Raw genomic sequence first — 3,719 nt, 5'->3', positions numbered from 1 at the left:
ATTCAAAACGGTTGATTGTCATAATTCTCAACTGTTTTAGTTAAAGAACCATCACTAGCCGTCTTTGTGTCGTGGCAATGTTTGTGTAAAAGTTGAAGGTTATCATAGGTGTCTTTTCCGCTCTTTGAACTTCGGTAGTTGCCTACTTTGTGTTGTTGGATATGGAACCCTAGAAAATCAAACCCAGTATTCCCTTCAATTTCCTTGAAAGTGTGGGTTAATTTAGTTTTGCTTGGTTTTAATCCCAAACCCATGTTACCTAACCAATCAGCTATTATTTCTTGACATTTTTTGACTACGTTTAAATCCTCGTGCATTATTACGAAGTCATCAGCATAACGGATTAGATTAAGAGATCTGCGGTTATTCCGTTTATTCCCTTTCAGAGTTTCTGCATATTGCTTTACTCTTTCCTCCATACCATGTAAGGCAATATTCGCAAGTAGAGGTGAAATAACTCCCCCTTGTGGTGTACCTTCATTTGTATGGAAAAGTTCTTTTCCCTCCATATATCCTGCTTTGAGCCATGATTTTATTAAACGGCTTAATGTAGGATATGTGTGTAATTTGTCAATTAGTGCTTTATGGTTTATGCGGTCAAAACATTTAGCAATATCAGCGTCCAGCACATATTTTTCTTTTTTGCTGATACTGTTAAATATTGCTTCAATCGCATCGTGACATGAGCGTCCTGGTCTGAACCCATAACTGTTTGGCTCAAATTTAGCCTCCCATTCTGGTTCTAATGTTAGTTTGACTAATGCTTGTAATGCACGGTCATTTATTGTGGGTATTCCTAATGGTCTAGTTTCCGTTGAACCGGGTTTGGGAATTTGCACTCTACGAGTTGGCTTTCCCTTGTTGGTTAACTTTAACTTGCCTACCAATTTCATTCGTTGTTTAGGATTCAGTGTTTTGATTCCGTCCACTCCGGCTGTATTTTTACCTTGGTTATCTTGTGTTACCCTTCTGACTGCAATACATTTAGCACTCCAGGAATTAATCAGGGTTTTCTGAAGTTTGCGAACTGCTTTAACATCGCCTCGTTCACTCGCTTGAAATATTCGTTTTTGCAACTTGAAAGTGACCCGTTCTAACTTGCGCCAGTTAAGGTCTTTCCATTCCACCGTCTGAGTTTTAATCAGCGTTTTAGACATATTCATTGCTACTTACTTAATTTCTTTGAAGTTATCGAGTGTTTGTCAGCATATCTTTACCATTACAGTAAAGCATTCGCTTTTAACACCATCCCCCTCTTACATAAAGTTCGTTAGCTGCTTACTGGATTATTCGACCTTTCCAGAGTTATGTAAGAGTTACTTCGTTCCGATTACACATTATTAAAGTCTTTAGCGTGATGCTCTCCACCGGGTTTATTGGGCGGTGCTTATAAGTCGATTCCCGAATCGCTTATGCCCTATCCTTGCCTTTTGGCTTGGTGTTATTCAGTTTTAACCCTGAATAAGCCATTACACCATTATACTTAACGATGGTTCGGACACATCTTTGCTTACGCTACGCATGGACTTCTTGCTTGGTAGTTACCAGTTTTGGCTACCAGTAGTTCTTACCTTTTAACCCCGCTTTAATCTGTTGGTTGCTACCCATACAAACTAGGGGTTATGCTTTCACCTCAGCACTTGAGGGATGGGACTTAATTCACAGAATTTCACCCATAAATGTAATCAGTTGTCACCAGTCTTATCAACTGAGCTAACCGTCCTATAAGCTTTTCAGCTTATTTTAAGTTAAACGAATCGCACCAGAAATTAATATTCGCTACTCTCCATTAAAGTCCCAACTCTCCAAGTGGTATTAACATCTTCAGGACTGTTGGCGCCAATTTCTTCCCCTTGAAGCCAAGCGGATTTCTCAAAATAATCAATTTTGAAAAAGTAGCGATCGCCGTCTAATTCTAAAGTCACAAAATCTCGTTCTCCGTAAGGGTCATTATCCGGTGAAAACGAGTTAAATTCCTTCAGCAATTGTAGAAGTTGTTGTTGCTGTTCAGGAGGCAGAAGCCCAACACTATGGGACAAATGAATAGCTCCGACTTGTGAATTTTGAGAGCGTAATTGATCATTAAGACGAGCAATTTGTTCAGCTTTTGTTAAGGTGTCAGTCATATTTTTTTAAACAATCTTCACCCTCAATCGGCGCGTTAGCGCGGAAGTTAGGTGAGATGAAGAGCTTCCCAACCCACAATAATCCCAGAAAATGAACTGCGATGGCGTAGCCACCGCCTGTCGGCATCGCTTAAACCCACCTATTCCAAAAAAAGGAAAAGAGGCAGACGGAAGGGACATGGTGGAAAATTTTCCACCATGTTCACCTCTGATCAGATAATGCGGCTAATTTTGGACATCGGCAATTAAATTGACTCAAGGCGTTGAATAATAGAAAAATCTAATTAATCTGTTAGAGTCGATAGGAGCGTTACCACTCCTACCTCTCCTTCAGAACCGTGCGTGAGACTTTCACCTCACACGGCTCCTTGATAACTCCATCCTTGTTACGGATACGATTCAAAACGGGTTATTTTCATAATTCTCAATTATTGGTAATTGCTTACTATTAGTTGAAAAACCATCATGAGCCGTCTTTGTGTCGTGACAATGTTTGTGTAGAAGTTGTAAATTATCATAGATGTCTTTTCCACCTAATGATGTTGGTTTAATATGGTCAACTTCTACAGTGTCTGTACTTGTGAAATACAAACCACAGTGAGGACAAATACCCTTTTGTTTTTTGATTAATTTGGAAACTCTGCTAGGAGTTTCAGGATATTCGCCTCGTCGTTTACTCCAGTAAGTCCAGTCTCCATTAAACGGACTAGCCTCTCCCTTGACCTTTGTATGCCTTACGATTGGCGTACTGGCGTGTTTGAGTAATTCCATTCCGTTTTCTGTACTGAAGCACCAATTTCTGTCGCCTACTGTTCTCCAGTATTTGTCTTTATTAATGCTCCCTTTTCCCCTTGTTCTTGCCCATGTTCTCAACTTGTTATAGGTTAGTTCATCTACTTTTGAAAAGGTTTCTTTACTAACCACTGTTGAATAATAGTTTGACCAGCCCCTAATAATTGGATTCAGCTTGCTAATTAGGGCAGCTTGTGGGGCTGTCTTATGGGTATCTATTACTTCAGCTATCTTGACAAGATGAGTTTTGATTTTGGCTTTTGAGGGTGTGATTAATGTGCTAAAACCTAGCGGTGTTCCATTCGTGTTGTTCGCACATCGGTAGTTACCTACTTTGTGTTGTTGTACATGGAATCCTAAGAACTCAAACCCAACATTTCCATCAATTTCATTGAGGGTGTGGGTTAATTTTGTTTTACTTGGTTTTAATTCCAATCCCATGTCACTTAACCATCCTGCTATTATCTCTTGACACTTTTTGACAACGTTTAAATCCTCATGGATTATTACGAAATCGTCAGCGTAACGGATTAGACTAAGGGCTTTTCGGTTATCCCGCTTACTCCCTTTTAGAGTTTCTGCATATTGCATGACTCTTTCTTCCATACCATGTAGGGCAATATTCGCAAGTAAGGGTGAAATAATCCCGCCTTGTGGTGTACCATCATTAGTAGGCGTAGAAATAGCGAAGCTGACACCAAGTGCAAAGTAGCCAGTTAAACTCCTTCTGTCATTGGAAGGATAATATTGCCGTTTCGGCAAGTTTATGCTTCCAATTGACTCCGGCAAATATATGCTTCC

The 3,719-nt window shown here is 39.9% G+C and carries 2 protein-coding genes and 1 pseudogene; all 3 read right to left on the bottom strand.

Annotation, left to right across the window (positions count from 1 at the left end):
* Positions 1-41: 41 nt before the first annotated feature.
* Positions 42-1,163, bottom strand: a pseudogene (locus tag PL9631_RS27290) (reverse transcriptase domain-containing protein); the annotation flags it as partial.
* A gap of 606 nt (positions 1,164-1,769) precedes the next feature.
* Complete coding sequence (locus PL9631_RS27285) at positions 1,770-2,126, bottom strand: DUF3768 domain-containing protein (protein ID WP_083616996.1); 357 nt, start codon at positions 2,124-2,126, stop codon at positions 1,770-1,772.
* A 399-nt stretch (positions 2,127-2,525) separates the two neighbouring features.
* On the bottom strand, positions 2,526-3,719 hold a 1,194-nt coding region (locus PL9631_RS27280; RefSeq protein WP_197046253.1), incomplete at its 5' end, for a group II intron reverse transcriptase.

The sequence above is a fragment of the Planktothrix paucivesiculata PCC 9631 genome (genome assembly GCF_900009265.2).
GTDB lineage: Bacteria > Cyanobacteriota > Cyanobacteriia > Cyanobacteriales > Microcoleaceae > Planktothrix > Planktothrix paucivesiculata.
The sequence above is the reverse complement of the archived record's forward strand: the minus strand, read 5'-3'. Positions and strand labels throughout refer to the sequence as shown.

Coding starts and splice junctions, on each gene's coding strand:
- PL9631_RS27285 (WP_083616996.1), bottom strand. CDS start 2,126: ATGACTGACACCTTAACAAAAGCTGAACAAATTGCTCGTCTTAATGAT.